Origin of the sequence: Streptomyces sp. NPDC001941 (genome assembly GCF_040296945.1) — a bacterium.
Lineage (GTDB): Bacteria > Actinomycetota > Actinomycetes > Streptomycetales > Streptomycetaceae > Streptomyces.
On sequence record NZ_JBEOYE010000086.1, the window covers coordinates 1 to 24,847 of the forward strand.

Annotated in this window: 28 protein-coding genes; 12 read left to right on the forward strand and 16 right to left on the reverse strand. The window is 72.4% G+C overall.

Annotated features, from left to right (window positions below; all coding sequences use genetic code 11):
* The first annotated feature begins 265 nt into the window (after nt 1-265).
* On the forward strand, nt 266-568 hold the full coding sequence (locus ABT160_RS36865) for a hypothetical protein (RefSeq protein WP_351652463.1): 303 nt from the start codon (nt 266-268) through the stop codon (nt 566-568).
* 75 nt (nt 569-643) lie between these two features.
* Here the strand turns inward: ABT160_RS36865 and ABT160_RS36870 are convergent, their stop codons facing one another.
* The 3 genes from ABT160_RS36870 to ABT160_RS36880 all read right to left on the reverse strand — a co-directional run bounded on the left by ABT160_RS36870 (nt 644) and on the right by ABT160_RS36880 (nt 3,633).
* Nucleotides 644-1,129, reverse strand: coding sequence for a hypothetical protein (locus ABT160_RS36870; protein WP_351652465.1), 486 nt, complete (start codon nt 1,127-1,129; stop codon nt 644-646).
* Between the two features lie 101 nt (nt 1,130-1,230).
* Entirely contained in the window at nt 1,231-2,031 is an 801-nt protein-coding gene (locus ABT160_RS36875; RefSeq protein WP_351652467.1) for a VOC family protein, read from the reverse strand.
* Nucleotides 2,032-2,175: 144 nt separating this feature from the next.
* Nucleotides 2,176-3,633, reverse strand: a complete 1,458-nt coding sequence (locus tag ABT160_RS36880) for a cytosine permease (RefSeq protein WP_351652469.1) — start codon at nt 3,631-3,633, stop codon at nt 2,176-2,178.
* A 225-nt stretch (nt 3,634-3,858) separates the two neighbouring features.
* On the opposite strand from ABT160_RS36880, the gene ABT160_RS36885 reads away from it, so the two are divergent.
* From ABT160_RS36885 to ABT160_RS36895, 3 genes are all read left to right on the forward strand, one after another.
* Nucleotides 3,859-4,503 (forward strand): hypothetical protein, encoded by a 645-nt coding sequence (locus ABT160_RS36885; protein ID WP_351652471.1) that lies wholly within the window; start codon nt 3,859-3,861, stop codon nt 4,501-4,503.
* Nucleotides 4,504-4,688: 185 nt separating this feature from the next.
* On the forward strand, nt 4,689-6,245 hold the full coding sequence (locus ABT160_RS36890) for an alpha/beta hydrolase (protein WP_351652473.1): 1,557 nt from the start codon (nt 4,689-4,691) through the stop codon (nt 6,243-6,245).
* A 250-nt stretch (nt 6,246-6,495) separates the two neighbouring features.
* Nucleotides 6,496-6,960 (forward strand): ATP-binding protein, encoded by a 465-nt coding sequence (locus ABT160_RS36895; protein ID WP_351652475.1) that lies wholly within the window; start codon nt 6,496-6,498, stop codon nt 6,958-6,960.
* Between the two features lie 16 nt (nt 6,961-6,976).
* On the opposite strand, the gene ABT160_RS36900 is transcribed toward ABT160_RS36895, so the two are convergent.
* The 3 genes from ABT160_RS36900 to ABT160_RS36910 all read right to left on the reverse strand — a co-directional run bounded on the left by ABT160_RS36900 (nt 6,977) and on the right by ABT160_RS36910 (nt 9,831).
* Nucleotides 6,977-8,227, reverse strand: a complete 1,251-nt coding sequence (locus tag ABT160_RS36900; protein WP_351652477.1) for a CynX/NimT family MFS transporter — start codon at nt 8,225-8,227, stop codon at nt 6,977-6,979.
* 80 nt (nt 8,228-8,307) lie between these two features.
* Nucleotides 8,308-9,018 (reverse strand): FadR/GntR family transcriptional regulator, encoded by a 711-nt coding sequence (locus tag ABT160_RS36905; protein WP_351652478.1) that lies wholly within the window; start codon nt 9,016-9,018, stop codon nt 8,308-8,310.
* A 108-nt stretch (nt 9,019-9,126) separates the two neighbouring features.
* Complete coding sequence (locus ABT160_RS36910) at nt 9,127-9,831, reverse strand: helix-turn-helix transcriptional regulator (RefSeq protein ID WP_351652480.1); 705 nt, start codon at nt 9,829-9,831, stop codon at nt 9,127-9,129.
* Nucleotides 9,832-10,098: 267 nt separating this feature from the next.
* Between ABT160_RS36910 and ABT160_RS36915 the strand changes: the two genes are divergently transcribed.
* Entirely contained in the window at nt 10,099-10,659 is a 561-nt protein-coding gene (locus ABT160_RS36915; RefSeq protein ID WP_351652482.1) for an AAA family ATPase, read from the forward strand.
* Between the two features lie 47 nt (nt 10,660-10,706).
* Here the strand turns inward: ABT160_RS36915 and ABT160_RS36920 are convergent, their stop codons facing one another.
* A complete protein-coding gene (locus ABT160_RS36920; protein WP_351652484.1) occupies nt 10,707-11,618 on the reverse strand; it encodes an NmrA family NAD(P)-binding protein in 912 nt (303 codons plus the stop codon).
* 101 nt (nt 11,619-11,719) lie between these two features.
* On the opposite strand from ABT160_RS36920, the gene ABT160_RS36925 reads away from it, so the two are divergent.
* On the forward strand, nt 11,720-12,349 hold the full coding sequence (locus tag ABT160_RS36925) for a TetR/AcrR family transcriptional regulator (RefSeq protein WP_351652485.1): 630 nt from the start codon (nt 11,720-11,722) through the stop codon (nt 12,347-12,349).
* A gap of 611 nt (nt 12,350-12,960) precedes the next feature.
* On the opposite strand, the gene ABT160_RS36930 is transcribed toward ABT160_RS36925, so the two are convergent.
* The 3 genes from ABT160_RS36930 to ABT160_RS36940 form a co-directional block, all read right to left on the reverse strand.
* The gene (locus ABT160_RS36930; protein WP_351652487.1) at nt 12,961-13,224 is read right to left on the reverse strand and encodes a hypothetical protein; all 264 of its coding nucleotides are present in this window, start codon (nt 13,222-13,224) and stop codon (nt 12,961-12,963) included.
* Nucleotides 13,221-13,646, reverse strand: a complete 426-nt coding sequence (locus ABT160_RS36935) for an SRPBCC family protein (RefSeq protein WP_351652488.1) — start codon at nt 13,644-13,646, stop codon at nt 13,221-13,223. The genes ABT160_RS36930 and ABT160_RS36935 overlap by 4 nt, the downstream gene beginning before the upstream one ends.
* A gap of 214 nt (nt 13,647-13,860) precedes the next feature.
* Nucleotides 13,861-14,439 carry a TetR/AcrR family transcriptional regulator gene (locus tag ABT160_RS36940; protein WP_351652490.1) on the reverse strand — a complete coding sequence of 193 codons (579 nt, stop codon included), beginning with the start codon at nt 14,437-14,439 and terminating at the stop codon, nt 13,861-13,863.
* A 91-nt stretch (nt 14,440-14,530) separates the two neighbouring features.
* Between ABT160_RS36940 and ABT160_RS36945 the strand changes: the two genes are divergently transcribed.
* A complete protein-coding gene (locus ABT160_RS36945) occupies nt 14,531-14,977 on the forward strand; it encodes an anthrone oxygenase family protein (protein ID WP_351652492.1) in 447 nt (148 codons plus the stop codon).
* Between the two features lie 188 nt (nt 14,978-15,165).
* On the opposite strand, the gene ABT160_RS36950 is transcribed toward ABT160_RS36945, so the two are convergent.
* The gene (locus ABT160_RS36950) at nt 15,166-15,927 is read right to left on the reverse strand and encodes an SDR family oxidoreductase (RefSeq protein WP_351652494.1); all 762 of its coding nucleotides are present in this window, start codon (nt 15,925-15,927) and stop codon (nt 15,166-15,168) included.
* Between the two features lie 191 nt (nt 15,928-16,118).
* Here ABT160_RS36950 and ABT160_RS36955 point away from each other — a divergent pair, with 191 nt between their 5' ends.
* Nucleotides 16,119-19,262, forward strand: coding sequence for an AfsR/SARP family transcriptional regulator (locus tag ABT160_RS36955; protein WP_351652496.1), 3,144 nt, complete (start codon nt 16,119-16,121; stop codon nt 19,260-19,262).
* Between the two features lie 49 nt (nt 19,263-19,311).
* Nucleotides 19,312-20,139 (forward strand): carboxymuconolactone decarboxylase family protein, encoded by an 828-nt coding sequence (locus tag ABT160_RS36960; protein WP_351652498.1) that lies wholly within the window; start codon nt 19,312-19,314, stop codon nt 20,137-20,139.
* 88 nt (nt 20,140-20,227) lie between these two features.
* Here the strand turns inward: ABT160_RS36960 and ABT160_RS36965 are convergent, their stop codons facing one another.
* A complete protein-coding gene (locus tag ABT160_RS36965; protein ID WP_351652536.1) occupies nt 20,228-20,635 on the reverse strand; it encodes an FKBP-type peptidyl-prolyl cis-trans isomerase in 408 nt (135 codons plus the stop codon).
* 382 nt (nt 20,636-21,017) lie between these two features.
* Here ABT160_RS36965 and ABT160_RS36970 point away from each other — a divergent pair, with 382 nt between their 5' ends.
* The 3 genes from ABT160_RS36970 (at nt 21,018) to ABT160_RS36980 (ending at nt 22,381) form a co-directional block, all read left to right on the forward strand.
* On the forward strand, nt 21,018-21,416 hold the full coding sequence (locus ABT160_RS36970) for a hypothetical protein (RefSeq protein WP_351652500.1): 399 nt from the start codon (nt 21,018-21,020) through the stop codon (nt 21,414-21,416).
* A gap of 82 nt (nt 21,417-21,498) precedes the next feature.
* Nucleotides 21,499-21,936, forward strand: coding sequence for a hypothetical protein (locus ABT160_RS36975; protein WP_351652502.1), 438 nt, complete (start codon nt 21,499-21,501; stop codon nt 21,934-21,936).
* A gap of 64 nt (nt 21,937-22,000) precedes the next feature.
* Nucleotides 22,001-22,381, forward strand: a complete 381-nt coding sequence (locus ABT160_RS36980; RefSeq protein ID WP_351652504.1) for a hypothetical protein — start codon at nt 22,001-22,003, stop codon at nt 22,379-22,381.
* Nucleotides 22,382-22,456: 75 nt separating this feature from the next.
* On the opposite strand, the gene ABT160_RS36985 is transcribed toward ABT160_RS36980, so the two are convergent.
* The 4 genes from ABT160_RS36985 to ABT160_RS37000 all read right to left on the reverse strand — a co-directional run bounded on the left by ABT160_RS36985 (nt 22,457) and on the right by ABT160_RS37000 (nt 24,525).
* Nucleotides 22,457-22,876, reverse strand: a complete 420-nt coding sequence (locus ABT160_RS36985) for a hypothetical protein (RefSeq protein WP_351652506.1) — start codon at nt 22,874-22,876, stop codon at nt 22,457-22,459.
* Between the two features lie 109 nt (nt 22,877-22,985).
* Nucleotides 22,986-23,438, reverse strand: a complete 453-nt coding sequence (locus ABT160_RS36990) for a hypothetical protein (RefSeq protein WP_351652507.1) — start codon at nt 23,436-23,438, stop codon at nt 22,986-22,988.
* A gap of 123 nt (nt 23,439-23,561) precedes the next feature.
* The gene (locus ABT160_RS36995; RefSeq protein ID WP_351652509.1) at nt 23,562-23,954 is read right to left on the reverse strand and encodes a hypothetical protein; all 393 of its coding nucleotides are present in this window, start codon (nt 23,952-23,954) and stop codon (nt 23,562-23,564) included.
* A gap of 91 nt (nt 23,955-24,045) precedes the next feature.
* Complete coding sequence (locus ABT160_RS37000; protein ID WP_351652538.1) at nt 24,046-24,525, reverse strand: hypothetical protein; 480 nt, start codon at nt 24,523-24,525, stop codon at nt 24,046-24,048.
* Nucleotides 24,526-24,847: the final 322 nt, after the last annotated feature.

Below are 24,847 nucleotides of genomic sequence, written 5' to 3' on the forward strand. Positions count from 1 at the left end.
ATTGCTCAGTTCATGCCGACGCACCATGCCAGGCCCCTGCCCGGAACAGCAGCAGATCCACCCTCCGGACAAGAGCCATCAGACACGCCCTAGCCGGGTGCCTGTCGGAGCCCGGAAGGGTGCCCCGGGGCAAGGCAAGTGACGAGGCGTCACCCCACCCCGCCCATACGGCCGATTTAACTGGCCCCTACACTCATACGGGCGGTCGCGGACCTTACCGGCCGGGCCGCAGCACACGCACCGAAGCCGTTGGAAGGAACGCACCATGAAGCGCGTCATGCGGGGCCTCAGCGCCGCCGCGGCCACCACCGTCCTCGCCGGGGGCCTGCTGGTCGCCCTGCCCGGATCGGCCAGCGCCAACCAGTACGGCTACACCTGCAAGAACTGGAAGACCGGCAGTTCCACCTGGTCCGCCAGCTGCCACGTCACCCGCGGCAAGGCCCGCACCGTCACCGTCTGCGCCAACAAGACGCACTACGGCAAGTGGGTCGGCAAGGGCCAGTGGAAGTTCGAGGGCGACTGCGGCCAGTACGCGCTGCGCGCCACCGACGTCCAGTGGAAGGCGTGACCGGATCCTCCTCCGGAGCCTGACGACCGCGTCAGTACGCCGCGCCCGGCCCAAGGCCGGGCGCGGCCCACGCGGTCATCGCGTGCAGAACGCGCAGTAGCCGTGCCATTCCGCGAGTGCGAGCACACGGTGTCGTACGCACATCGCCAGGGCGTCGTCGTCGGGCGCGGCGCCCCGTCCGGGGGCGCGCTCGGCGCGAGCGGGGTCGAACGCCTCGACCATGTGCCGGAAGCGGCGCAAGTAGCCCTGGGCGTGAGGCGGTTCGTACCCCAGCTCGTCCCAGCGGTGTTCCCGCGCCGCGAGGTCGACCGTGCTCAGGATGAAGTCCCTGACCCCGGCCCGCTCCTCGGCCGTGGTCCCCCAGGCGACCTCGTCCAGGTCGAAGCCGACGCAGCCGCGCCCCACCATGTTCTGGTCCTGCGCGGCCAGCAGCGCGGCGAAGCGGTACTGGAACGGCTCCCGGGCGAGCGCGCTGACCGCGAGCATCATGACCTCGACGAAGACCTCGGTGGCGCCGTTGGTCAGGTCGAGGCCGTCGCCGGGTCCGCCGAAGCGGTTCACGGGCGCGCCCGTCGTTCATCCGGGCCGTTGCCCCTGCCGTCGTCCATGCGCCCATCCAACCGCGTCGCGCTTCCCGCCGGACGCGCGGGCCGCCGCCCCAATCACATCCGGGGGTCGGGCTTGAGCAGAGCGAAGACCGCCCCGGCCGGGTCGGAGACCCAGGCGATCCGGCCCACCTCGGGCACGTCCGCGGCCGGCATCAGCACCGTGCCGCCGCTGCCCTCGACGGCCGAGACCACACCGTCCACGTCCACCACGTGGAAGTACGGCACCCAGCGCGCCGCCGCCGACCCGTCACCCGGCTCGCCCGGCTCCACGTCCTGCGGTGCCACTCCGCCGAACGAGCCGTCCTCCTGGTCCCCGTCCGCGACGCTCACCACCCGGTACGTCATGCCCGGCGCCTGCATCTCGGCGTGCCGCCAGCCGAACACCCCGGCGTAGAAGTCGAGCGCCGCGGCCGGGTCCGGCACGTGGAGCTCCACCCACACCAGGGAGTTCTCCGCGGAGGCCACCTCGATGCCGCCCGTCTTGCCGGGCTGCCAGATGGCGAACTGCGCGCCCTGCGGGTCGGTGAACTGCGCCAGCCAGCCCTCGCCCATGACGTCCATCGGCTCCATCCGCACGGTCCCGCCGCCGTCCCGGACGGCTTCGGCAGTGGCGGGCGCGTCGGCGCTCTGGAAGTGCACCATCCACGCGGAGCGCGCCCCCTCCTCGGTGAGCGGGCCGAGCGCGGCCACCGTCTTGCCGTCGAGCCGGAAGAACCCGTACCCGCCGGCGTCCGGGCCCGCCGAGACGAACTCCCACCCGAAGACCGCCCCGTAGAAGGCGGCCGCCGCGGCGGTGTCCGGGCTGCCGAGGTCGAGCCAGTTGGGCGATCCGGTACGGAACTCGGTGCCGAGCATGCGGTCCTCCGGGGTACGGCGACACGGTCACCGTCCACCCTGCCCGCCGCCCCGGGGCACCGCAACGGATGCCGCACCCGTGCGTCTGTACGGGGCGGGGATCCGTACGGGGCGACGGGGCGGCGATCCGTACGGGACGCGCCTTCAGCCCGTGACGCCCTCGGCCTCCCGCCGCGGCGCGGAGGCGGTGTCCGTGGCGGCGGTGGTGTCCGTGGCGGTGTGGCGCGTACGGAACGTCAGGGCGAGGTAGGCGAGGCCGCCCACGAGCCCGGACAGCAGGAAGCTGCAGTCCACGCCGCCGGTCAGCGACAGCAGCGGCCCCTGGTACGTCGGCAGCGACACGGCGAGCAGGCCGACCACGGCGCCGAGCGCCCAGGACGCGGTCGCCCGCGGGTTCCAGCCGGCCCGGTACCAGTAGACCCCGCCCCGGGACCGGCGGTTGAAGACCTGCAGGGCGTCGGCGTCGTACACGCCCCGGCAGCGCGCGAACCCGATCAGGGTGATCACCGCCCAGGGCGTGCCGATCGCCGTGAGCAGCAGCACGAACGAGGTCATCGCGTCCTGCGCGTCCCAGGCGTAGTGCCCGACGAAGACGCAGACCGTGGCGAACGCCGCGACCGTGTACGTGGCGCGGGCCCGGGAGGCCTTCGGCAGGATCGCGTCCAGGTCGAGGCCCATCGAGTACAGCATCAGGCCCGCGTTGCCCGCGGAGCCCGCGCACGCGGCGACGAGCAGCGGCACCAGGTACCAGCCGGGCGAGGCGGCGACGAGGCCGCCCGCGTAGTCGAGGGCGGCGCCCGCCGCGTACGCCGTGAACGTGCCGAAGAGCTGCGGCACCAGGAGGCCGACGATCAGGCCGAACCAGGTCGCTCCGAGCACCGAGCGCGGGGTGTGGCGGGTGGGCGACACGTAGCGGGTGTAGTCGCCGAGCAGGGTGATGAACGCGATCGGCCCGGAGAGCCCTGCGGCGACCACCGACAGCAGCCAGGTCGGCCAGAACGACCCCAGCGCGTAGCCGCCGGCCTCCGGCAGCGCCGAGGTCGTGAAGTGCGGGGCGTACGCGATGACGCCCAGCACGAGCAGCGCGGTCATGACGACCGCGAGGACCCGGGAGAGGCGCAGCAGGAGCTGGTAGCCGTAGACGGCGCCGACGGCACTGGCCGCGGCGAGGAGCGCGTACACGATCCCGTACGAGACGCCGTTCACGGGCATGCCGAACAGGCGGTGCAGCAGCGCCGTCATCGCGTCGCCGCCGATCCACACGGTCAGGGCCGTGTACCCGAGCGAGAGCAGCAGGCCCACCACCGAGCCGACCAGCCGGCCGCGCACGCCGAAGTGGGCGCCGGAGGAGGTGGAGAGGTTGGTGCCGGTGCGCAGCGAGACGAGTGCGAGCGGGGCCGTGAGGGCGGTGCCGACGACGGTGCCGGTGACCACCGAGGTGAGGGCGGCCCACCAGCCGAGGCCGAAGGAGACCGGCAGCCAGCCGAAGACGATGACGCCGAGGCAGAGGTTCGAGCCGAGCAGGATCGTGATCAGGTCGCGCGGTCCGCTGGCGCGCTCCGCGTCGGGGATGGTGTCGACCCCGCGCTGTTCTATCGGCATGTCCACCTCTTGGTCGTTCCGGCCGTACTGAATCCTTCACGCTTTAGAACGCCGCTCAATCTGGCTTGTGCAAGCTGGAACGTCAAGACCTCATCTCATTTGTCGTAGGATTTGAGCGGCGCACAAACTCCGGGTAAACACAGCCGCACCGACCGTCGCACTGGTCACGGGCCACGGCGTGTGGGCGCTCTTCCCGGAACCGGTGGCGCCCCCTACCGTCGTGCCATGAACTTCGTGCGGGTCGACCATTCGCACCCCGGCGTGGTCGACGTGGTGCTCGACGGGGAAGCGGGGCGGCTCCCGCGCGCCGCCCGGCGCTGGCTGGAGGAGGCCTTCGGGTCGCTCGCGGCCGGAGCGCTCTACGGCGCGCCGGTCTACCTGGTCATGGCGATGGGCTTCGAACAGTCACCCGGCCGGATCTGGGCCGCGGTCGGGATCGCCGCCGCGCTGGGCCTGGTCGTCAACACCCTCGCCCTCGCGTACAAGGCGTACCGGAACACGACCCGGCTGCGGTTCTCGCCCGCCGCCGGAGCGGAGACCATGACCTTCGTCCGGGGCTCCCGCACGGACCCGCCGCGACCGCTCGCCGACGTACAGCGGATCTGGATCGAGCAGTCCGTCACGGAGTCCTACAAGAAGGGCAGGAAACCCGACTTCCTGAAGGTCACCCTGTGCGTGCTCCTGAAGAACGGCCGACTGGTCCGTCCTTCCCCGCTCCTCGCCGCGACGACCGACGCAGCGTTCCTGCACGAGCGGTTGCGGGAGGTGCTCGCGGCCACGGACGTCCCGGTGGACCTGGTCGTCCGACGCCGGGTGCAGTCCCAGTGGTCCGGCCTCGGCCACGGCGGCTCCACGGGCGGCGGGTCCTGACGGGCGGTGGGTCCTGACGGGCGGTGGCGGCTTACGAGGGGTGGCGCCCGAAGGGCAGTGGCACCTCACGGGCGGTAGCGCCTGACGTGCCGGAGGTCGTCACTCCGTCGGTGACGTCCGGATGGCAGTGCCCCGCCGCCTCGGCCAGAGTGGGCCCTGGATCCCACGACGCGAGGAGCACTGCCATGCGGAAGCCCCTGGCCGTGGCGCTCGCCGTCGGGGGCCTCGCGATCGCGGCCACCGGGACCACGTTCCTCGCGACGGCGGACGCCGACCGGCAGCCGTCGACGGCCACGGGTGAGCTGCGGCAGGCCGCATCACGTACGGACGCGGAAAGGCAGCCGCCCTTGCGGTGGACGGCGTGCCCCGGTCCGGCCAAGGGCGTCCTTGAGTGCTCGGAGCTGCGGGTTCCGCTGGACTACGGCGCTCCCGAGGGACGTACGATCCAGATCGCGCTGTCCCGGCGGCCCGCGAGCACCGGCGCCAAGGGCGCGGACCCGGCGAAGCGGCGCGTCCTGCTCCTGAACCCGGGCGGCCCCGGACTGCCGGGGCTCGCAAGCCCGACGCCCGTGGCGACTCCCCTTCCGCCGTCGGTCCTCGACGCCTACCAGGTGATCGGCTTCGACCCCCGGGGCGTCGGCCGCAGCACGCCGCTGACCTGCGGTCTCACCCCGGAGCAGAGCGCGGTCGCGTCGAACCCGCCGAGCCCGCGCGACGCGGCCGACGTGGCGGAGCAGGCGCGCACCGCCGAGCAACTGGCCGAGGCGTGCGCCGCCTCGCGGACCGGCGACCTGATGCCGTACATGACGACGGCGAACACCGCGCGCGACATGGACCGGATCCGCGCCGCCCTGGGCGTGCCGAAGGTCTCGTACTACGGGACCTCGTACGGCACCTATCTCGGCGCGGTCTACACCACGCTGTTCCCCACCCGCGCCGACCGGTTCGTCCTGGACAGCAGCCTCCCGCCCGAGGGGTACGACATCAACGCGCTGCGCGGGCAGGGAGAGGGCTTCGAGGCCCGCTTCCCCGACTTCGCCGCCTACGCCGCGGGCCACGCGGCGCAATACCAGCTCGGGGCGACAGCGGGCGCGGTGCGGGAGAAGTACTTCCAGCTCGCCGAACGGCTCGACGGGAAGCCCTCGCAGGGCACCGACGGGGCGACCTTCCGCGCACTCACCTCGGGCCTGCTGCGATCGGACAGCACGTTCCCGGCGCTCGCCGGGATCTGGCACAAGCTCGACACGGACCAGCCGCTCAGCGACCCCGGTCAGGGCGGCGGAGCGGCGCCGGGCGACAACTTCCAGGCCTCCCACCTGGCGGTGATCTGCGGCGACACCCCGTGGCCACGCGACCTCAAGACCTATGAGGACAACGTCGCCGCCGACCGGGCCCGCTATCCGATGTACGGCCCGACCGCCGCCACCATCAGGCCCTGTGCCTACTGGAAGGCACCGGTCGAGAAGAAGGTACGCATCACCGGCGACGGGCCCGCGGGCCAGGTGCTCATGATCCAGAACCTGCGGGATCCGGCCACTCCCCTGTCCGGCGCCCGACGGATGCGGCAGGCGCTCGGGAACCGGGCCCGGATGGTGACCGTCGACCAGGGCGGCCACGGGGCCTACCTCTTCGGCGCCAACAGGTGCGGCAACGACACCGTGACCGCCTACCTGACCACCGGCCGCCTGCCGAACGGGGACACCAGCTGCCCCGCACAGCCGTCGAGCACGGGCGGCGGCTGAACGGACGGCGAGCGGTGATCCGTACGGACCACAGGCAGCGGCTGAACGTACAGCACGCACCGATCCGTACGGACCACAGGCGACGGCTCAACGCGCGGCACACGGTGATCCGTACGACGCATGAGCACCGACTGAATGCGCCGTGCAGACAGACGCACGAGTCGAGCGGACGACACGGGGTACGCGCAACAACGGCCCACCAGGGCCACCGCCGATCGCCCGAAGCGGACCAGCCGACGGAAACTGCCTCATGGCCCCACCTTCGACGGAACCCGTACCCACCGCTCCCGACGACCCCCTCAGCCACACCATCAGCTGGGACGACGAGCCACAGCTGATCGGGGAGGCGCGTGACGCGGCGCGCCGACTGCTGGCCCGCGCCGGATACGGTCCCGAGGGGCAGGCCAGCAAGGACGCCCAGCTGATCGTCAGCGAGCTGGTGACCAACGCGGTCCGGTTCGCTCCCGGGCCCGGCAGCCTGGTCCTGGACATCGACCCGCCCTCCGAGACCCTGCGGATCACGGTGCGTGACAGCTCCCGACGGCGGCCGCGTCCCCAGCACCACGACCGGGCGCTCCCGGGGGGACACGGCCTGCGCCTGGTGGCGCTGCTCTGTACGTATCTGGAGACCTCGGTCACGGAGACCGGCAAGCAGGTCGTCGCCCACTTCCGCCTCCCCGGCGCGCCGCGCCCCCGGGGTGGAGCACTGGCCTGAGGGGACGTCGGTCGCGTCAGCGGGAGGGCGGGGTGATGTGCCGGTCCTGTCCCGCGCCGTGTCCGGCGACCGCCGTGGCGAGACCGATGGCGGCCAGGACCCCGAGCGGCAGCGTCCAGCCCCGCGTGGTGTCGTGCAGGATGCCGAGCAGCAGGGGTCCTGCCGCCGCCACGAGGTAGCCGATGGACTGCGCCATGCCCGCCAGTGCGGCGGCTTCGCCCGCGCTGCCGGCGCGCTGGCTCTGGAAGGTGAGCGCGAGGACGAGGCACGCGCCGCCACCGATCCCGAGCAAGGTGCAGGCCACGATGGCCAGTTGGGGGGCCGCGACCAGGACGGCGAAGCCACCCGACACGAGGACCGAGGCCCCGGCCGCCGTCCAGCGCTGGTCGCTCCGGCCGCGGGTGAGCAGCGGCAGGAGGCTGCTGGCGGCCAGGGACACCGCCTGGTAGTAGAACAGCGTCCAGCCGGCGGTGGTGCTGCTCATGCCCCGGTCGGCCAGGACGCTGGGGAGCCAGGCGACGGTGGTGTAGAAGGCCAGGGACTGCAGGCCCATGAAGAAGGTGACCTGCCAGGCCAGCCGTGACCGCCAGGGAACCGGGCTGTGGGCCGCTTCGGCGGAGGCGCGCGGTGCGTCGTCGCGCATCCGGGGCAGCCAGGCGAGCAGCGCCGCGACGGTGAAGACGATCCCCCAGGCCAGCGCGGTGTGCCAGGAACCGGGCAGCGCGCGGGCCAGCGGTGCGGAGATCCCGGAGGAGACCGCGGCCATCAGGCCCATGACGGTGACGTAGAGGGCGCTGACGCTCGGGACGCGTTCCGCGGGCACGCTCCGCCGGATCAGGGAGGGCAGCAGTACGTTGCCGAATGCGATGGCCGCGGAAAGGATCACCGTACCGGCGAACAGGCAGACCACGGAGGGGAGCGACCGGACGACCGTCCCGACGATCAGCGCCCCCTGCGCCACCACCAACAGGCGTGCGCTGCCCAGCCGATGGGACGCGCGGGCGACCAGGGGGGACGTCGCGGCGAACGTCAGCAGCGGGAGGGTGCTCAGCAATCCGCCCCAGCTCGCTGTCAGTCCACTGCCGTGGACGATGTCGGGCAGCAGCGCGCCGACACCGGTGAGCGTCGTGCGCAGGTTCGCCGCCACGAGGCAGATGGCGACGACGAGCCCGACGGATGCACGGACGGTCGCGGCGGAGGTGGACTTTGGGGCGGGGGTCGCCGCTTCGGTGGGCGTCACCGTGAGGGCGTCGGGTATCTCCGCCATCACGGGGGTCCCGCCCGCTCCAGCTGACCCAGTCGTTCCAGGAACGGTGCGCTGCCGGGGCGCCGGGCCCGGCGCCGTACTCACTCCTCCTCCGACGCGTGCGGGGCGACCGTCTCGTGGTCGTGGGTGAGCTGGACGATGGAGGCCGCCGCGTCACGCGCACCGCCCGTGTCCCGGGCCTCGATCGCGTCCACCAGCCGCCGGTGGAGCCGGGCGTGCTCGGCGGCGTGGGCGGCGTCCCAGGGCATGCCGCCCAGGGACGACGTGAGCGCCGTGCCGAGGTGGTCGTACACCTCGACCAGCAGGTCGTTGCCGCTCGCCCGCACCACCGCCCGGTGGAACAGCGCGTCGACGCTCTCCGCCGCCGCGACGTCCTGGCCGTCGCTGGCCGCGTCGGCGTCGGCCAGCAGTTCCCGCAGCTGCCGCAGCTCGCTCTCGCTGCGGCGCAGGGCGGCGGCTCCCGACGCGTACTCCTCGAGCACCGTCCGCAGTTCCAGTACGTTGTCCCGCTGCGCGGAACTCGCCCGCCGGACCATGACCGACTGGAGCTCGCTCGACGAGCGGACGTAGGTGCCGTCCCCGGGCCGGGGCTCCAGCAGCCCCAGGTGCACCAGCGCGCCGATCGCCTCGCGCAGCGTGCTGCGCCCGACGCCGAGCTCTTCCATCAGTTCCGGTTCCGGTGGGATCCGCGTCCCCACGGGCCAGCCACCCGCCTCGATGTGTGAGCGGAGGCTGTCCACGAGCTGAGCGGACAGGCTGGCGACCCGTCGCGGTGCACTGATGCGCTTCATGGAAGTACCGTACACAAACATCAGACGTTTGAACATCGGCTGCCTGATGTGGCGGTTCGAGCCGTGTGGAACGAGGAGCGAAGAGCGAAGAGTGCGCGCCGGGCGGGCTCAGATCAGGCCGTGCCGCAGCGCGTAGCCGACCGCATGGGTGCGGTTGCGCAGGTCCAGACGGGTGGTCACCTCGTGCAGGACGTTCTTGACGGTGCGCTCCGAGTAGGAGGTCTTGGCCGCGATCTCCCGGGTGTCGAACCCCTCGGCGACCAGGCCGAGCATGTCGGCCTCGCGGCGGGTGAGCGTGGCCAGGGACCGCGCGCTCTCGGGAGCGGCCTGTTGGAGGCGCGTCACGTAGGCGATGAGCTGGCCGATCAGGTCGCCGGGCAGCATGCCCTCCCCCGCCGCTGCCGCGCGCACCAGGGCGGCCAGGCGCTCGGGCCCGGCCTCGGCCCGTCGCAGCAGGGCGTGCGCGCCGCTGGCGATCACCTGCTCCAGCGCGCCGGCCCCGAGGGTACTGGCGATCAGGCCGACAGCGGTGCGCTGGTGTCGCAGGCGGTTCAGCAACAGCAGTGTGTCGTCGTCGACACGGTCGACCACCACCAGCGACACGTCCGCGCGGGAGGTGTCGGAGTCGTGGTCGGCGAGGACCAACAGGTCTCGTTGGGACACCAGTTGCTGGGTCACGCCCGTTCGCAGCATCGCGTCCGCGGCGTGTATCGTCACGGTCACGCGCGGCTTGGCCGACGCCAGTACGCCCGCGCCGGGTCCGCCCCGATCACCGGCGACCATCGACTCCGGGCCGTCTCCCTGTCGGAACACTCGTGGGAACACCTGTGGGACCAAGGGACTCCGCCCTCCTCAACTCGTGCCGCCCTAGGCGCAGATGCCGCCTCCGCCGGCCCATGCGGGTGGGTCCTCAGGCGGGTGCGGGACCGGAGCGTGTGCGCTCCAGTGTCCGATGATGGCCCACCACCGCAGGCCGTAGCGCGTTGCGTTCATATCGTGCCTGGCCGCGTTCCCCGATGCCGCACAGGTCCGTCCGCACGCCCCCGCACCACCCGTGCACACGAAAGGAACCCCCCGCACATGCGGCGCTACGTTCTCACCGGCACGCCCGGCTCGGGCAAGACGTCGATCCTTCACAGCCTGGCCGCACTCGGCCACAGCGTGGTCGAGGAGGCGGCGACAGCCGTCATCGCGCGAGCGCAGGCGCGAGGTGAGGACGAACCCTGGGCGCGGACGTCCTTCGTCGACGAGGTCGTGGCCCTGCAACGACAACGGCAGTTGGAGGCCACCGGAGACCTTCAGGTGTTCGACAGGTCACCGGTCTGCACCCACGCCCTCGCGGCCTACTTGGAGCGGCCGGTCACTACGGCGCTGGCCGCGGAGCTCGAACGGATCACCTCGGAGGGCGTCTACGAACCGCAGGTGCTCTTCGTCCGCAACCTGGGCTTCTGCGCGCCGACAGCCGCTCGGCGGATCAGCTTCGAGGAGTCCCTGGTCTTCGAGAAGATCCACGAGGAGAGCTACCGCGCGTTCGGCTTCGAGATCGTCGACATTCCGGCCGCCGAGCTGGATCACCGCGTGGCGGCGGTGAATTCGATGATCACCGGCGGCGGCCCATCGGGCCGAACGCCGATGGCATGAGCCGTACCCCGCAGGCCACACCCAGGGCGCGGGACGGCAGCGCGCCGTCACCGGAAGTCGGCGAGGTGCTCCCGTAGCCAGGTCTCGAAGGTCGTCGTGGGCAGGCCCAGTTCGCGGGCGAACTCCGGCCGGGCCGGCTGCGGGGATTCGTTGATGTGGGCCTGTGCGAGGCCCATGCTCGGCATGCCTGCGGCGACTGCCTCCTTCTGCGTAAGGTCGGGCGCGGTCAGCTCGACGCCCAAGGCGCGGGACAGCGTCGCGGCGATCTCGGTCATCGTCAGGACGTCACCCGCCAGTTCGAGCTCGACCTTGTGGAAGCGGTGCGGTGCGGCGATGGCCGCGGCGGCGGCCGTACCGATGTCGTCCACGGCGACCAGAGACAGTCGGGTCGCCGGTTTGAGCAGGCTCACCAGGCCGCCCTCGATCCCTCGCGGGAACATGATCTCCGTACGGGGACGGAAGTTCTCCATGAAGAAGCCCGGCTTGATCAGGGTCCACCGCTCGAAGCCCGCCTCGCGGACCCGGTCCTGGATGCCGGCCTTGGCCTGGTAGTACGGCCCCAGCCAGGCCCACTCGCCCTTCACCCAACTCACGTGCTGACCCGCCCCGGAGACGGACGTGTGGACGAACTGCGGCACCCCGGCGGCCCGTGCGGCTTCGATGAGGTGGGCGGCCTGGGCCACCTCGCCCTCGAACCCGCGGCCGTTCACGTCGGGCATCTGGACGGAGAAGACGGCGCGGGCCCCCTCGGCGGCCCGGCGCACCGAGTCGCGGTCGTCCAGGTCGCCGACGACCAGGTCGGCGCCCCAGGACGCGACCTCCTCGGCCCGGGCGGTCCCCGGGTCACGGACCAGCGCCCTGACCGGGGTGCCCGCACGGAGCAGCGCCCGGGCGGTGGCACCTCCCTGCTGACCGGTGGCGCCGACCACCAGGACGGGGGCGGAATCCATTGCACTCATACGGCTCCTCGATCGGCTTCCAGATAAACGGCGGGGCCCGCCGTTTATGCTCGAGTACGATACGGAGGGCCCCGCCACTTAGCAAGCACGGAGACGCCCCCATGACGACCCAGCGCGCCGACGCCCGGCGCAATTACGCGCGGATCCTGGCCGTCGCCGAGGCGGAGGTCGCCGCGCACGGGGCGGACGCCTCCCTGGAACAGGTCGCGCGCACCGCCGGAGTCGGATCGGCCACGGTGCGCCGGCACTTCCCCAGCAGAAGGGCCCTCCTGGAGGCCGTGTTCGACCAGCGGATCGACGCCCTGTGCGTCCGCGCCACGGACCTCACAGTCGCCGACGACCCACGGGCGGCGCTCCTTGAGTGGCTGACCGCGCTCACCGACTACGCGGCGTCCGCCCGTGGCATGGCGGACGCGCTGCTCCCGGACGGGGCCGGGGACACCGACCACGTCAACGCCTGCTCGGCCCGGCTCGGCTCGGCGGTCGACCCCCTGCTGACGCGGGCCCGCCAGGCCGGCGCGGTGACGGACGGCGTGACCACGACCGACCTGATCGCGATGGTCACGGGCATCGCGCTCGCCACGGAGCAGCGCCCCGATCCCGCGGCCGAAGCACACCGCTTGCTCTCACTGGCCGTGCGGGGCATCAGCCCCGACCCAGGAGGGACCGCACCAGGAGGGACCGCGCCAGGAGGGCCGACCGCCTCAGAGGGGCCGACGAAGCGGGCGTGAACCCGCGCGCGTACGAGGCCGGAAGCGTACGTACCGACGTACGCGCCCATCAGCGACGGCTACCCGCCTCCTCACGCGTCGTCGTCCGTCCGTGGGCCCGGACGGGCATGGTGGTGCTCCTCCGTGGGGCGCCTGCGGCGGCGTACGAGATGGGGTGCCGCGATCCTAGGGCTCGCCGCAGCTGGTGGCTCCCCCGGGGCACGTGACATCATCGTTCGAGAGCCCACCCGCGATCATCAGCACCAGGACGACGAGGGCCAGGATGATCACGGGCACGTTCTCCGAGGCCCAACTACCCCTGCCCGGGACGTATTTCGCCGCAGGCGGCTCTGGGGATACATGGAGTTCTGGGGTCGTACGGGCCCCAGGCGCCATATGGGTCTCCGGGAGCGCATGCGGCTCCGGGCCCGGGCTCCCCTCGTCGCGCACCGGCTCGGCATCGGATCCCTCGTGGCCTTCTGTCGCCATCACGTCCCCCGCCCTTGTTGTCCCCTGTCATCCCCCTCACGATGACAGGGCAACAGCCCCCGCCCGTCAAGGCCCGAGGGGGCCTCGCGAGCCCGAGGACGTCGAACTCCCCTTGTTCCCGGGCGAGTCGACCCCCGCGCGGCTCAGGTCTTCCTCGCGGGCCGGTGCCGCCTGGCGCGCGCCAGGCTCATTCCCAGCGCCCCCGCGACCATCCCGGTGAACGGCAGCAGCCACGCTTCCTGGGCGTTCGCCCCGAACAGGGCCGTGAGGGCGGCGATCAGCAGGTAGACGGCCAGGAAGGCCGAGGTCAGGGTGGCCAGTGGATGCCGCCGTACCCAACTTCCGTACGCGCTCCGCCCCTCGTGCGTCCGCGTCGGGGTGCCGTGGGCGACGGTCGGGCGCATCACAGGGCGGCCGTGGTCTCGGCCAGCTTCTGGAACTCGCCGAGGTCGTAGTTGGCGAGCGTGGAGTCCAGGTTCGTGAGCGCGCCCAGGCGCTCGATGAAGCCGTGGGGGTCGTACTCGATCTGCAGCGTGACGCGGCTGGTCGTGTCGCTCAGGCGGTGGAAGGTCACGACCCCGGCGTGCTCCACGCCCTCGACGGTGCGCCAGGCGATCCGGTCCTCGGGGATCGCCTCGGTGATCTCCGCGACGAAGTTCTTGTCCGCTCCCGGGAGCCGCAGCTGCCAGGCGAACCGCTGCCCGTCCAGGGGGTCGACGCGCTGTACGTGGCTCAGGAAGGACGGCCACCGGGCGACGTCGGCCCACAGCGCCCAGGCGACCGAGACGGGCGCTTCGAGGTCGACGGTTTCCACGAGCGAGGCGGACATGTCGTAACTCCCTTGTCGGTGAAGCCGGACGAGCAGGTTCGGGCTCGGTGCCGTCAGGTGTGCCCGGCGGTTCGCCGACGTGCCACCGTGACTGCTCCCTCGTCCCTCACGGCCTCCGCCTTGCCCGGCTCGCTCCCGCGAAACCGGTGTGCCGTCCGGCTCCGCCGCCCGCTCGCGCGGACCGGCCCTCCGTTCCGTACGCCGGTACGGCGCGTCAGAGCGCGGCGAGCCGGTCCACCAGGAGTTCCACCCTCTGCTCGGTGTACTCCGGCGGGAGGCGTCCCGCCCGGGTCAGGGTGGCGATCCCGTGCAGGGCCGCCCAGAACACCTCGGTGAACATCCCCGGCTCGACCCCCTCCCCCGCGGCCTCGCCCAGGGTCTCCATCAGCGCCGCGAAGGCGTCCTTCAGGGGCTCCGGCGTGTCCTCGCGCGCGTAGGCGAGACCTCCGTCGAGCAGGAAGAGGGCGTCGTAGACCGCCGCGTTGCGCGCGGCGAAGTCGAGGTAGGCGCGGGCGAGGGCGGCGACCCGTTCGCGCGGCCCTTCGGCGGCCGACGTCGCGACCCGCACCGCCGCGGCCATATCGGAGGCGCCTTCGAGGGCCACGGCGCCGATGATCTCGCGTTTGCCGCGGAAGTGGCTGTAGAGGACGGGCTGGCTGTACTCGATGCGCTCGGCGAGCCGGCGCGTGGTGACCGCCTCCCACCCCTGCTGCTCGGCGAGTTCACGGGCCGTGGCCACGATCAGCCGCTCCCGGGCCGCCCGTTCGCGCTGCTTGCGTTCCTGTACCGACATGATGGGAATCCTAGCACCGCTAGACAAGCGAGCGACAGAAGGGCTAGCGTTGCCCCATCAGCTAGCAACGCTAGATCCTGGGAGGGACGCCATGCTCAGCGCACTCGAGGTCATCACCACCGTGTCCGTCGGACTGATGGTGGGGGTGGAGTTCGCCGTCGCCTTTGTCATGAACCCGATCTTCAGCGCCCTTCCTGAGGACAGCAATCAGCAGGCCCGCTCCCACGGGGGCCGGATGCTCGGCGCCGCGATGCCCTTCTGGTACATCAGCTCGCTCGTCCTGGCCGGGACATGGGCCATCGTCGGATGGAACGACCAGGGCACCGGCCTCGTTGTCACCGCCGCCGGGCTGCTGGTCCTCAGCGTCGTCATGTCGCTCCTGCTGCTCGTCCCGATCAACAACCGGGGCAAGACCTGGACGCCCGAGAACCGGCCCGCCGACTGGCAGCAGCAGATGAAGCGCTGGGACCGCTACCACTACATCCGCGTCGCCGTCATCATCGCCGCCTTCGCCCTGCTGGTCGTCGCCCTCGTGTGACGGGCGAAGGCCGGACCGCGGCCCCTTCACCGCCCCCGGTGGGCAGTGAAGGGGCCGTACTCGTGGTCGAGGGGCCGCACTTGTGGTCCGTACAGCTGTGGTCCGTACAGTCGACGCACGGACAGCGCTCGTCCGGCGATTCTCAGCACGGACGGACGGGACCCGGGTGATCCCGCCCTACGCCGCGCCTACTCCGGCACGGCCACGTGCTGCCCGATCCCGCCGTCCACCGCCAGCTTGAACCCCGTGGTGAACGTGGCGTCCACGGCCAGGAACAGGGCCGCCTTCGCCACCTCCTCCACCGTCCCGTGCCGCCGCATCGGCGTCGACCGGTCACCCAGCTCCTTGAAGGCCCGGTGGCCCTCCTCCGTGAGCCCGCGCACGCCACCACCCTCGGTGTCGATGAACCCCGGCGACACCGCGTTCACCCTCACCCCCGCCGCCACCAGCTCGGAGGCCAGCGCCTGCGCGAACGACCACAGGGCCGCCTTGCTGCCCGAGTAGACGCTCATCCCGGGGTTGCCGGTGGTGTCCGCGACCGACGTGGTGAAGGTGATCGACCCTCCGGCACGCAACAACGGCAGCAGGGCCTGCACCGTGAAGTAGGCGCCCTTGGTGTTCACCGCGAACGTACGGTCGTACTCCTCCTCCGTCGTCTGTGCGAACGGCGTCAGCTCGGACACGCCCGCGTTCACGAACAGCAGGTCCACGTGACCCAGTTCGCGCTCCACGAGCGGGCCGAGAGCGCGGACCGCGGCCATGTCGGCGAGGTCGGACGCGACCACGCGCACCCCGGGCCCCAGCGCGTCGCGAGCTGCCTGGAGGTTCTTCGGACTGCGGCCGGTGAGCAGCACCTCCGCCCCGCCCTCGACGAGCCGCTTGGCGATGGCCAGGCCCATGCCCATGGTGCCGCCGATGACGACGGCCTTCTTGCCGGTGTACGTGCTCATGGTGGGTGCTCCCTCAGGTCGTTCTCGGTGCGTTCTCGGTGCGTTCTCGGTTCCGTGAGCGGCTGGTCGGTCGCCCGGCCGCTTCGGGTACGACCCTGGTCCAGGGCCCCTATGGTGGGCTGAGGGTCCGCTGAGGGATTCCTGAGGGGCGGGCCCGGGCGTTGTCAGTGGGCTCGGCTACCGTTCCTGGCATGCGGTTCGGTGTGCTGGGTCCCCTGGTGGTCCGTAACGGCGAGGGGGATCCGGTCACGGTGCCGGAGACGAAGGTTCGTGCTCTCCTCGCCGACTTGCTGCTGCACGAGGGGCGGCCGGTGACGGCGGACCGGCTGGCCGAGGACCTGTGGGGTGACGCGCCCCCGCGCAACGCGGCCAACGCCCTCCAGGTGAAGGTCTCCCAGCTGCGCCGCGCCCTGGGCAGGGACCGCGTGACGCACGGCCCGGGCGGCTACCGGATCGTCCTGCGCGAGGGCGAGTCGGACGTGCTCGCGTTCCGTGCCCTCGCCGCGCGGGCTCGTACGACAGCGGAACCGGCCGCGCGTGCCGACCTGTTCGACCAGGCGCTGGACCTGTGGAGGGGTGAGGCCTTCGCGGACTTCGCCGACGAGGCGTTCGTACGGGAAGCGGCGACGAACCTCGACGAGGAGAGGGTCACCGTCGTCGAGGACCGGGCGACGGCCCTCCTGGAAGCGGGCGCGCACGGGGGCCTGGCCGACGAGCTCGCGCCGTGGACCGCCCGTCACCCGCTCAGGGAGCGCCTGCGGGCCCTGCACCTGCGGGCGTTGTTCGGCGCGGGCCGCCAGGCCGAGGCCCTTGCGGCGTACGAACAGGCGCGCCGCGGGGTCGCCCGGGAGCTGGGCGTCGACCCGGGCCCGGAGCTGCGCGAGGCCCACGCACTGATCCTGCGCGGCGAACCCCTGCCGACCGGGGGACCGCCTCGGCGGGAGTCGGGCGAGGAAGCGGGCCGCCCGCCCGCGAGCTCCCGTACCCCGGCGGCCGGATCCACCCCTGCTCCCCCTGTTCCCGGGAACCTGCCCCGGCCCCTCGGAGACCTCATCGGTCGTGCGGACGATCTCGACGACGTCGAGCAGGCCCTCCACCGCGACCGGCTCGTCACGCTCGTCGGACCCGGGGGCGTCGGCAAGACGAGGCTCGCCCTGGACGTCGCCGCCCGCGTGAGCGGACGGTTCCCCGACGGCGTCTGGCTGGTGGAGCTGGCGGGACTCGACAGCGGCGCGGTCGTCGAGGAGGCCGTGGCGGCGGCCCTCGGGGTGCGCGACGACGTCACGGACCGGCCCGCGCCCGCCGTCGAGCGCCTGGTGGCGGCCCTGCGCGGGCGGCGCGCGCTGCTGGTCCTCGACAACTGCGAGCACCTCATGGAAGCCGTCGCCCACTTCACCGCGCACCTCCTCCCCCGGGCGCTCGACCTGCGCGTCCTGACGACCAGCCGGGAGCCGCTGGGCGTCCCCGGCGAGACGCTGCGCGTGGTGGAACCGCTGCGGCCGGACGACGCGGCCGCGCTGTTCGCGGTGCGGGCGGCGGCCGGCGCCCCCGGCTTCGTCCTGGGGCCGGAGAACCGGCAGCTGGTGGCCGAGATCTGCCGGCGCCTGGACGGCATTCCGCTCGCGCTGGAGCTGGCCGCCACCCGCGTGCGGGCCCTGGGCACCCGCGACCTGGCGGCCCGGCTCAACGACCGCTTCCGGGTCCTCGCCTCCGGCCGCCGTGGTGCTCCGGCCCGCCAGCAGACGCTGCGGGCGATGATCGACTGGAGCTGGGAGCTGCTGTCCGCGCCCGAGCGGATCGTGCTGCGGCGCCTGGCGGTCCACCACGACGGCTGCACCCTGGCCGCCGCCGAGGCGGTCTGCGCGGGCGGGGGCGTGGACGGCGCGGACGTCCCGGACCTGCTGGCCCGGCTGGTCGACAGGTCCCTGGTGGTGCGCGCCGGCGAGCGCTATCGCCTTCTGGAGTCGGTCGGCGCGTACGCGCGGGAGCGGCTCTACGAGATGGCCGACGACGAGGCCGTACGGGACCGGCACCGGGCCCACTACCTCGCCCTGGCCGAGCGGGCCGCCCCCGAACTGCGGGGCGCGGGGCAGCGCGTACTGCTGCGCGAACTGGCGGAGGAGCACGCCAATCTGCGGGCCGCCTTCGACGACTCCGTACGCCGGGGGCGGACGGACCAGACGCTGCGCTTGGCGACCGCCCTCGCCTGGTACTGGCTGCTGTCGGGCCGTCTCGCCGAGGGCCTGCGCACGCTCGGGGCCGCCCTGGAGTCCGTCGACGCGAGCGGCCAGCAGGGACGGGGCGGCCCGGTCGTCGCCGAAGCGCGAGCCCTGCACGCGGCGTTCGGGCTGCTGTGCGGTCACGGCGGAAGCAGCCTGGGGCCCGACGCGTTCGAGGTCGAGGGCGTGCCCGAGGAGGGCGGTGCGCGGGCACGCGTGCTGTGGCTCCTCGCGTACGGCGCCTTCAACACCGGGGACCTGCGCCGCAGCGAGCAGCTGGCCGAGCGCGCCCTGGCCGTCGCCCGCGCGACCGGACGCGTCTGGGAGCAGGCCGCCGCGCTCGCCCTGCGCAGCACGCACGGCCTGCTCCGGGGCGAGCTGGCGGAGGCGGCGCGCGACGGCGAGGAGAGCGCGTCCGCCTTCCGGGGGCTCGGGGACGGGTGGGGCGAGCTGCAGACGGTCTCCGCCCTCGCCTCGCTCGCCGAGGTCAAGGGCGACTACGCGCGCTCGGCACGGCTGCTCGACGAGGGGCTGCGGCTGGCGGAGGACCTGGGCCTGGCCGCCCTGACCTCGACGTTCCTGTCCGGCCTCGGCCGGCTGGCGCTGCTCGCCGGGGACTGGGACCGGGCCCGCGCGCTGCACGAGCGGTCGCGACGGGTGGCGGCCGAGCAGGGTTTCCGGTTCGGCGAGATCCACGCGGAGCTGGGCCTCGCCCTGGGCGCCCGGCGCACCGGGGAGCTCGACGAGGCCGAGGACCGGCTCGGCGCGATCCATGATTGGTACGCGCGCACCTCCTCGGAGGCCGGCAACCACCTGGTCCTCGCCGAGCTCGGCTTCGTGGCCGAGCAGCGGGGTGACGCCCCGGGCGCCCGCGCGATGCACCTGCGCGCGCTCACGGCGGCCCGCCAGGCCGGCGACCCCCGCGCGCGTGCGCTGGCCCTGGAGGGGCTGGCCGGCGCGGAGGTGCTCGCGGGCCGGGCCGGCCGTGCGACGCTGCTCCTGCGCACCGCCGCGTGCTTGCGCGACCGCGCGTCTTCGCCGCTTCCACCGGCGGAGCGGCTCGACGTGGACCGCATCGAGGCGGCGATCCGCGCCGCGGCGAGGGCGGGGGTGTGAGGCGGGGACGCTTGCGTTGGAGTGTGCTCCAACTCCTAGTCTCCACCGCATGAACAGCACCTCCAGCGCCTCCAGCCCCACCACCCACACGCGCACCACCGACCGGTTCGACGCCGGACTCGGCGTCCTGCGGCAGGTCGCCGGTACCGACAGGCCCGAGATCCTCGACTCCCTGGCCGACATCGCCCCCGACCTGGGCCGCATGGCCGTGGAGTTCGGGTACGGCGACGTCTACTCGCGGCCCGGACTGCCCCTTCGCGAGCGACAGTTGGCCACGGTCGCCGCGCTTGCGGCCCTCGGCAACGCGGCCCCGCAGCTGCGGTTCCACATCGACGGCGCGCTGAACGTCGGCTGCACCGCGCAGGAGGTCGTCGAGGTCCTCGTGCACGCTTCCGTGTACGCGGGCTTCCCCGCCGCGCTCAACGGCCTCGCCGTCGCCCGTGAGGCCTTCGCGGCCCGCCCCGACCTGGCCCACACGCCCGAGGCGAGCGCCCCCGAGGGCGACCGTTTCGAGCGCGGTGACGCCGCGCTGACCCGGATCGACGGGAGCGCGGGCGAGCACGTCATCGCCTCGCTGCGGGACATCGCCCCGGACCTGGGCCGCTACATCGTCGAGTACGCCTTCGGCGACATCTACTCCCGGCCGGGCCTCGACCTGCGCACCCGCGAACTGGCCACGGTCGCGATGTGCGCCGCCCTGGGCACGGCGGCCCCGCAGCTGAAGGTGCACGTCCACGGCCTGCTGAACGTCGGCGGGACCCGGACCGAGGTGGTCGAGGTCCTCACCCAGATCGCCGTCTACGCGGGCTTCCCCGCCGCGCTGAACGCCATCGCCGCCGCCCGCGAGGTGTTCGCCGAGCGGGACGAGGCGGCCTGATCGGCCGACGGCACCGGGACAGGGCCGGAGCCGTCAGGCCGGAGCTCTCGAGTCCGAACCGTCAGGCCACACCCTCACGCCAGATCACTCAACCTCGACCCGGACCCGCGGCCGCGCCCACGACGGAGAGGAGGTCCACGACGAAGAGCAGCGTCGAACCGGGCGGGATGTGCGCGGACGGTGACTGCTTGCCGTACCCCAGGCTCGGCGGAACGATGATCTCGCGCCGGCCACCGGCCTTCATCCCCCTGATCCCCCGGTCGAAGCCCTTGATCGCCCTGCCGCCGCCGATGGCGAACTTGAAGGGCTGGTCACGCTCCCAGGAGGAGTCGAACTCCCGCCCCGTCGCGAAGTTGGCCCCCACGTAGTGGACCTGGACGACCCTGCCCGGCTGCGCCTCGGGCCCGTCCTCACCCACCACCAGGTCCCGGACCGTCAGCTCCGTGGGCGCGTCACCCTCCGGAACCCCGACGCTGGGCTTCTCCGCTTCACTCACCATGATCTCCTTCGCGCGCCGCCACCGGTTTCCCTCGAACGCCCCGGCCGGACACATGGGCAGCACATGGACATTCCATGCGGCAGGCGATCACGTTACGGCACGACCCGGGCCCGGAGCGGCGGCGGGCGCGCCCGCGCGTTCCTGCCCCCTGGCATCCCCGATACCCCCCTGGTATGAGCCGGCGCACCGTCGCGGGTGTACGCCGCGTACGAAACCGCCAACCGGCGCGGTAGCCGAAGTTCAACCCTGCGCCGGTCGAACGGGAATCGGGCCCGGGCCTACGTTGTGTCCCGCCCCGCCCCGACCCATACGACACGTACTCCTCCGGGGCCTGCGCACTACCCCCTCGGACGCCTGCCGACGCAGAAGGAGACCCACCATGAAACCGAGCATGCGCGCTGCCGCCACCGCGGTCGCCGTGACCTCTCTGGGCTTGGTCGCCCTGGGCGGTGCCCCCGCCTCCGCGAGCGCCAAGAAGGGGTGCCCCTACCCCGCGGTCTGCTTCTACCTGACCACCTCGGACTACAACAACAGCCACCCGACGGCGCAGTTCAAGGACGTCACCACCGGCTTCCAGACCCTCGGGCCGCAGTCCAGGGGCGCCAAGGGAGTCGTGAACACGCGCAACGACGACGTCGTGAGCATCAAGTTCCTCGACCACGGCCAGGGCGAGTTCACCACTTGCCTGCCGCCGAACAAGGTATGGCCGGTCCAGTCCGGGATCACTGTCACCCGCGTCCGCATCGAGAACCGCGCGACGTGCCCGGAAGGCCCGTGACACCCGCGCGAAGCAATACGGCACACCCTGCCCCGCGCCCCGCGCCCCGCGCCCCGCGCCCCGAGATGAGGACACGACGAACATGACGCGCACCAAGAGCCTCTCGACCGTCCTGACCGGCACGTTCCGGCGTACCTCCGCTCTGCTTGCGGCCGCTGTCGGCACCGTCTGCCTGGCCGCGCCCACGGCCGCCCCGGCCGCGGCGGCCTCCGCCGCCGCCTCGGTGGAGGGGTGCCCCTACCCGTACGTCTGCTTCTACCTGACGTCCGGCGACTTCGACCGCAAGCACCCGACGGCGATGTACCAGGACGTCACGCCCGGGTTCCAGAACCTCGGGCCGCAGTCCAAGGGGTCCTTCGCGATCGTCAACACGCGCCGGGACGACGACGCGGTCATCAGGCTCGTCAGGAACGGCAAGACGTCCAACCAGTGTGTGGGCGTCAACAACATCTGGACCTTCGTCACCTACCAGGGCACGGCCACCGGCATCAAGATCGTCAACTCCCCGAAGGGCTGCTGACGGTCGCCGCGCCGCCTGCCCCGCCGCACCGCGACACACCCAACCACTCGGCAAGGAGACCCAGTTGAACAGTCCCGGAACCGCTCTCCGGCATTCCGCCCGCGCCGTCGCCGTCGTGCTCGCCGCCCTGTCGGCCACCGCCCTCGCCGCGCCCGCCCAGGCAGCGACGACGGCGACCACCGTCTCCGCCAACAGCAGCCTGCGGGCCGGGCCTTCGCAGCAGTTCACCCGGTACGGGGTGACCGCCGCGGCGGACCGCGTCCGGGTGGAGTGCTACTACCACGGACAGGACGTGAACCAGGGAGGCCGGCACACGGACGTGTGGTACCGGATCTCCTCGGGCCGCGACTCGCGCGTCGGCGACCTGAGCTACATGTGGACCTGGGGCGGCAACACCAGCCTGACGCGCCCGCCGTCGGGGATGCCGCTCTGCCACTTCGAGTGACCACGGCACCCACCGCCTGACGGACCGCGCCAGGCGGTGGGCACCCATCGGACTCAACCGGTCACCGCGCGGGGTTCACGCCGCGATGGAGCCGGTCTTCAGCGTGTCGATGGCCGCGACGTTGAACCAGAAGCGCGTGCCATCCTTGAAGTTGGTGCCCATCACCTTCCACTGGCCCGCCTTCGCGGTGACGTAGTCCTTGCAGGTGGTCCGGGTGTCGGACGGGTTGGAGTAGCAGAGTTCCAGGCTCGTTGCCTGGTCCGCCTTGATGTTGATGTCCGCACAGCGGGACGTGGTGCGGTAGACGCCGCCGTTGATGGGGAGCACTCCGTACCCGGCGCCCTTCCGGTAGGTCCAGGCGCCGTCGTAGCAGGCGTTGGACGCGGCCGCGGTCGTGCGGGCGCCCGCCGTGGGCGCGGTGAGCAGGACGGTCCCTGCGGCCAGGGTCGCCGTGGCGGCGAACAGGGTGGCCGTCTTGAACAGGATGGCAGTCATGGGTGGTCGCTCTCCTGGGGAATTGGTGTACGCGACAGGGTCGTTCAGCGACGCCGGCCGTACTCGACGACCGGCGTCGCGTGTTCACAGGTGTCAGAGGGGGAGGACGTTAGGCCGCGATGGACCCGGTCCTCACCTTGTCGACGACACCGAGGTCGAAGTTGAACCAGAACGCCGTGCCGTCCTTGAAATCGGTCCCCAGCACCTTCCACTGACCCGCTTTGAGGCGGACCGGGTTCTTGCACGTGATGGCGTGGGCGGAATTCTCGTAGCAGAGCTCCAGCGTCTCGTCCTGGTCCGGCTTCACGTTGATGTCCGTGCAGCGCGAGGTCGTACGGTAGTAGTCGTTCCCGCTGGTCGGGATCACGCCCCAGCCCTTGCCCTTCCGGTAGGACCAGGCCCCGCCGTAGCAACTGGCCGCCGCGCCCGCGGTGGGGGTCCGGAGTGCTTGTGCGGGGCCCGTCGTGGTGGCGGACGCGGGAGCGACGGACAGGGTAGCCGTGCCGATCACGGCCGCGAGGGCAGCCGACAGTGCGCCGAAGCGCCGGGTAGCGCGAGTCATCTTCACGTTCCTGTCTGGGGTTGCTGTGGGTGCCGGGCCTCGGGCCGGAGCGGCTGGTGAGTCCAGCCACGGACCTCGACGGACCCGGGCAGAGGGGGCGTACGCCCTCAAGACATCAAGGCCTCAGGAGAAGACGTTCCACTGGAGCGAGCCGCTCCAGGGCACCTTCGTGTGGTGGGAGTCGACCACCACGTCCGCGACCGCCGCGAGGCAGAAGACCGTGCCCGCGCGGAAGTTGGAACCGATGAGCTTGCGGGTGTTGAGGCTGACGTCGACGCCCTGGCCGTGGACCGAACGGTCGCCGCACTTGTACCACATGACCGTCAGGCCAATGCCCTGGGCGCTGGCCTTGAGGTAGATGTTGGAACCCGCGGCGGTGACGGTGCGCGGGTTGTCGTAGTAGGTGTACGTGCCGCCGGTCTGGCCGGAGACGCTGCTGGTCGTGGCGTGCGCGGAGGCCGTGGTCAGCAGCAGCGCGGCCGCGAGGGCGGCTCCCGTCACGACCGTTCTGGGCACGGCCCTGGTCCGGAAGGACATCGTTCTTCACCCGCTTCGTTCGGTGGTTGATGGGCGTGGCTGATGGGCGTACGGGGACTGGCAGAGCCGGTCAGCAGCCGCCGCAGTTGTAGAAGGTGACGTCCCAGTGGCTGCTCTCGCGGGCGTAGATGTTGCCCGAGGCCGCCTTGTACTGCTTGGCGCCGTCACCCCGGTCCGCGATGTGGGTGAAGTTGCGGGTGATGTAGTTGGTGAGGCAGGTGGTGGGGTTGAAGTCCAGCTTGTAGCCGTTCCAGTGGCTGTACGTGCCGGAGGCGTGCCCGGTCTCCGTACCGCCGGTGATCAGCAGGGCGCAGCCCGAGGCCTTCTTCAGGGTGACCGCGCCCTGTGCGCTGGCGAGGTTGAGCTGGTCGAAGGACGTGCAGTTGCTGCGGTTGCGGTCGGAGCAGCCGCCGCTGGAGGTCCAGGTGATCCCGGCGGCCGTGAAGCGGCCGGTGGCGTTGCTGTGACTGATCTTGGTGACCGCGGCCGCCGCCTGCGCGGTCGGCGTGGTCGACGTGCGCGCGGTCGCGGGGGCCGCATCCTGGGCCATCGCGCTGGCGGGGGCGGCGGTGAGGCCTCCGGCGAGCAGCAGTGCTCCGACCGCGGCGTACGTCCTGTACTTCATGGGGGTCCCCTCCGGAACTCGGCGTCCGGCACCGTTGCGGTGCCCGCGGCCCCGGTCGGGGGCCGCGATCGAGAAGGTAGGGGTCGGCACGGGTCCTCCGCCTCGGGTGGCGGGTTGATCCTGGGGGCGGGGTGCGTACACCCCCGTACTGCAACGCCCGACGGCCGCCCGGTGCGCGCCTGCCGCGGAAGTTGCAGGCACGGCTCCACCCGGGGCGGTAGTGGCGGATCGGGCACGGGCTGGTACG

What these genes read in the sequence shown, in the direction of transcription:
- ABT160_RS36940 (WP_351652490.1), bottom strand. Translation starts at nt 14,439, where the DNA reads ATGTCGGTACAGGAACGCAAGCAGCGCGAACGGGCGGCCCGGGAGCGG.
- ABT160_RS36920 (WP_351652484.1), bottom strand. Translation starts at nt 11,618, where the DNA reads ATGAGTGCAATGGATTCCGCCCCCGTCCTGGTGGTCGGCGCCACCGGT.
- ABT160_RS36955 (WP_351652496.1), top strand. Translation starts at nt 16,119, where the DNA reads ATGCGGTTCGGTGTGCTGGGTCCCCTGGTGGTCCGTAACGGCGAGGGG.
- ABT160_RS36960 (WP_351652498.1), top strand. Translation starts at nt 19,312, where the DNA reads ATGAACAGCACCTCCAGCGCCTCCAGCCCCACCACCCACACGCGCACC.
- ABT160_RS36975 (WP_351652502.1), top strand. Translation starts at nt 21,499, where the DNA reads ATGACGCGCACCAAGAGCCTCTCGACCGTCCTGACCGGCACGTTCCGG.
- ABT160_RS36865 (WP_351652463.1), top strand. Translation starts at nt 266, where the DNA reads ATGAAGCGCGTCATGCGGGGCCTCAGCGCCGCCGCGGCCACCACCGTC.
- ABT160_RS36895 (WP_351652475.1), top strand. Translation starts at nt 6,496, where the DNA reads ATGGCCCCACCTTCGACGGAACCCGTACCCACCGCTCCCGACGACCCC.
- ABT160_RS36880 (WP_351652469.1), bottom strand. Translation starts at nt 3,633, where the DNA reads ATGCCGATAGAACAGCGCGGGGTCGACACCATCCCCGACGCGGAGCGC.
- ABT160_RS36900 (WP_351652477.1), bottom strand. Translation starts at nt 8,227, where the DNA reads ATGGCGGAGATACCCGACGCCCTCACGGTGACGCCCACCGAAGCGGCG.
- ABT160_RS36985 (WP_351652506.1), bottom strand. Translation starts at nt 22,876, where the DNA reads ATGACTGCCATCCTGTTCAAGACGGCCACCCTGTTCGCCGCCACGGCG.
- ABT160_RS36970 (WP_351652500.1), top strand. Translation starts at nt 21,018, where the DNA reads ATGAAACCGAGCATGCGCGCTGCCGCCACCGCGGTCGCCGTGACCTCT.
- ABT160_RS36950 (WP_351652494.1), bottom strand. Translation starts at nt 15,927, where the DNA reads ATGAGCACGTACACCGGCAAGAAGGCCGTCGTCATCGGCGGCACCATG.
- ABT160_RS36935 (WP_351652488.1), bottom strand. Translation starts at nt 13,646, where the DNA reads ATGTCCGCCTCGCTCGTGGAAACCGTCGACCTCGAAGCGCCCGTCTCG.
- ABT160_RS36905 (WP_351652478.1), bottom strand. Translation starts at nt 9,018, where the DNA reads ATGAAGCGCATCAGTGCACCGCGACGGGTCGCCAGCCTGTCCGCTCAG.
- ABT160_RS36925 (WP_351652485.1), top strand. Translation starts at nt 11,720, where the DNA reads ATGACGACCCAGCGCGCCGACGCCCGGCGCAATTACGCGCGGATCCTG.
- ABT160_RS36915 (WP_351652482.1), top strand. Translation starts at nt 10,099, where the DNA reads ATGCGGCGCTACGTTCTCACCGGCACGCCCGGCTCGGGCAAGACGTCG.
- ABT160_RS36885 (WP_351652471.1), top strand. Translation starts at nt 3,859, where the DNA reads ATGAACTTCGTGCGGGTCGACCATTCGCACCCCGGCGTGGTCGACGTG.
- ABT160_RS37000 (WP_351652538.1), bottom strand. Translation starts at nt 24,525, where the DNA reads ATGGCCCAGGATGCGGCCCCCGCGACCGCGCGCACGTCGACCACGCCG.
- ABT160_RS36945 (WP_351652492.1), top strand. Translation starts at nt 14,531, where the DNA reads ATGCTCAGCGCACTCGAGGTCATCACCACCGTGTCCGTCGGACTGATG.
- ABT160_RS36875 (WP_351652467.1), bottom strand. Translation starts at nt 2,031, where the DNA reads ATGCTCGGCACCGAGTTCCGTACCGGATCGCCCAACTGGCTCGACCTC.
- ABT160_RS36890 (WP_351652473.1), top strand. Translation starts at nt 4,689, where the DNA reads ATGCGGAAGCCCCTGGCCGTGGCGCTCGCCGTCGGGGGCCTCGCGATC.
- ABT160_RS36990 (WP_351652507.1), bottom strand. Translation starts at nt 23,438, where the DNA reads ATGACTCGCGCTACCCGGCGCTTCGGCGCACTGTCGGCTGCCCTCGCG.